This window comes from Streptomyces ossamyceticus (genome assembly GCF_001418475.1).
In the GTDB taxonomy this organism is placed as follows: domain Bacteria; phylum Actinomycetota; class Actinomycetes; order Streptomycetales; family Streptomycetaceae; genus Streptomyces; species Streptomyces ossamyceticus.
Window position 1 is genome coordinate 1 of the sequence record NZ_LIQX01000919.1, and the last position, 1,963, is coordinate 1,963.

A 1,963-nucleotide genomic window follows, 5' to 3' on the forward strand; every position below is an offset into this window, starting at 1 on the left:
CATCGGCGTCGCGCCCGGCAGACCGGGCTTCAACCGCGTCCGGCTCGGCAGGCCGGGCCTCAACAGCGCCCGGCACATCGACACCCGTCCCGTCGGCACCCAGCTCATCGGTGCCGGGCCCTGCGGCGCCCAGCTCATCGGTGTCAGGCACGGCCGCGCCCGGCGCATCGGCGTCGCGCCCGGCGGCGTCGGCGGTGTCCGTACTCCTCGCCGCGCCCGCGGCCGCGTCCCCGGGCGGGCCCGACGGCGCGGGGGCGGCGGCGGACGGGGCAACCCCCGCCCTCTGCCGGGTCGCGCGGGTGTCGAGATCCGCCGTGGACGTGGACGGCGACCACTGCTCGCCCCGCTTGCCCGCGTCCATCGCCTCGTTGGCGAGCCGGTCGGCGTGCTTGTTCTGGTCGCGCGGGATCCACTCGTACGTGACGTGGCCGGGGGCGTAGACCCGCAGGGCCTCGGCGGCCAGCGGCTTCATGTCGGGGTGCTTGATCTTCCAGCGGCCCGACATCTGCTCCACGACGAGCTTGGAGTCCATACGGACGCGGACGGTGGCCGTCGGGTCCAGCGCGTACGCCGCCTTCAGACCCGCGATGAGGCCCCGGTACTCGGCGACGTTGTTCGTGGCGACCCCGATGTACTCGGCGGTCTCCACCAACGGCTCCCCCGTCGCCGCGTCGAGGACGACCGAACCGTAGCCCGCGGGTCCCGGGTTGCCCCGGGACCCCCCGTCGGCCTCGACGATGAACTCCCGCACCACATCAACCTCTTGGTCTGTCGACTACGGCCGCTCCCAGGCTCCCGGCTACAGACCCGACTCCGAGGTGCGCACCAGGATGCGGCGGCAGTTCTCGCAGCGGACGACCGTGTCGGGCGCGGCCTTGCGGATCTCGCTCAGCTCGGTGATCGCCAGTTCCTGGCGGCAGCCCTGGCAGGTGCGCTGGTACAGCTTGGCCGCGCCGACGCCGCCCTGCTGCTCCCGCAGCTTCTCGTAGAGCTTGAGGAGGTCGGCGGGGACGGACGCGGCGATGACCTCGCGCTCCTTGGTCACCGAGGCGGCCTCGCCGTCGAGCTCCTCGAAGGCCGCGCCCCGGCGGGCGGTCGCGTCGTCGATCTTGCCCTGGACGGCGCCGACCCGCTCGGTCAGCTCGGCGACCCGCTCCTGCGCGGACTCCCGGCGCTCCATGACCTCCAGGACGATGTCCTCCAGGTCGCCCTGCCGCTTGGCGAGGGAGGCGATCTCGCGCTGGAGGTTCTCCAGGTCCTTCGGGGAGCTGACCGCGCCCGAGTCCAGGCGCTGCTGGTCGCGGGTGGCGCGCTGACGCACCTGGTCCACGTCCTGCTCGGCCTTGGTCTGCTCGCGGGCGGTGTCGCTCTCCTCGGTCTGCGCGGCGACGAGGAGGTCACGCAGCTGGGTGAGGTCCTTCGTCAGCGACTCGATCTCGGCGTGCTCCGGCAGCGACCTCCGCTTGTGCGCGAGCTGCTGGAGGCGTACGTCGAGGTCCTGGACGTCGAGGAGTCGGATCTGGTCGGCGGGCGCGGCGTTCAGTTGGGGGCTCCCAGGTTCTCGGTGGCGGTGGTGGACGCCGCGTGGGCGGTCCAGGGGTCGGTGACCGTCTTCGAGACGTGGACGCGCAGGTCCCATCCCTTCCGGTCGGAGATCTCGTCGAGCTGGGCGGCGGCCAGCTCGCACCAGGGCCATTCGGTGGCCCAGTGCGCCGCGTCGAGCAGCGCGAGGGGGGTGGCGGCGGCCTCCGTCGTACGGGCGACCGCCTCGGAGGCGGGGTGGTGACGCAGATCCGCGGTGAGGAACGCGTCGACACCGGCCGCGCGTACGTCGTCGAAGAGGCTGTCGCCGGAGCCGCCGCTGACGGCGACCGTGCGGACCAGCGCCTCCGGGTCGCCGGCGAGACGGATGCCCTGCGCGGTGGCGGGCAGCCGCTCGGCGGCCCGCCACCGCGCAGGGCAT

Annotated in this window: 3 protein-coding genes; all 3 read right to left on the reverse strand. The window is 73.7% G+C overall.

Features of this window, described 5'->3' with window-relative positions:
• Window positions 1-751, reverse strand: a 751-nt coding sequence (locus tag AOK15_RS40535) for a reverse transcriptase-like protein (RefSeq protein WP_240508827.1), incomplete at its 3' end; no start/stop codon positions are given.
• A gap of 48 nt (window positions 752-799) precedes the next feature.
• A complete protein-coding gene (locus tag AOK15_RS40540) occupies window positions 800-1,543 on the reverse strand; it encodes a zinc ribbon domain-containing protein (RefSeq protein WP_205632322.1) in 744 nt (247 codons plus the stop codon).
• Window positions 1,540-1,963, reverse strand: a 424-nt coding sequence (locus tag AOK15_RS43430) for a Nif3-like dinuclear metal center hexameric protein (protein ID WP_205632321.1), incomplete at its 5' end; no start/stop codon positions are given. The genes AOK15_RS40540 and AOK15_RS43430, both read right to left, overlap by 4 nt.